General features: G+C 48.7%; 1 protein-coding gene. It reads left to right on the top strand.

Translation table 11 applies throughout. The annotated features are described in order from the left end of the window. Positions 1 to 583 (top strand): AAA family ATPase (locus GY683_RS07745; protein ID WP_297288184.1); only part of this gene is annotated, 583 nt, incomplete at its 5' end. Between the last annotated feature and the right edge of the window lie 14 nt (positions 584 to 597).

Here is a 597-nt window from a genome sequence, read left to right as displayed (position 1 = left end):
CCTGTATATGACCGCATCATCGGGCGCGATCATGGAATTTTATCGCCAACTGGCCAGTGAACTAAACATCCACATCAGATCCAACTCCAAAACCCTGATGCTGCGGCTGATCAAAAAAGAAATCACTCAGCTGGTCTGTGAGAAAAAAATCAAAGTCGTGCTGCTCGTCGATGAGGCCTCGCTGTTGCGTCTGGAAGTGTTTGCCGAGCTGCATACCATCTGCCAATTTGAAAAAGACTCTAAACCATATTTACCCATGATTTTAGCCGGTCAAAATAACCTCATTGACAAACTATCGTATCGTTCCTCACAACCGCTGGCTTCCAGAATTGTAACCCGCAGCCATCTGCAGGGCACCAACCTTGCCGGCATGCAAGATTACCTCAAACATCACCTAGCTATCGCAGGCATCAATCAAAACCTTTTTGATCAAAACGCGATAACTGCCATCCATCAAGGCTCGGGCGGACTGTTCCGAAAAGCCAATCATCTGGCCCGCGGTGCACTGATCGCCGCCGCCAAAGCTAAATCACAAACCGCAACCGCCGAGCATGTGCGCCTGGCGGCTACTGAAATTTTTTAACCCCTAAATTACCT

Origin of the sequence: Moraxella sp., from assembly GCF_024227015.1 — a bacterium.
Classification (GTDB): Bacteria; Pseudomonadota; Gammaproteobacteria; order Pseudomonadales; family Moraxellaceae; genus Moraxella.
The sequence above is the reverse complement of the archived record's forward strand: the minus strand, read 5'-3'. Positions and strand labels throughout refer to the sequence as shown.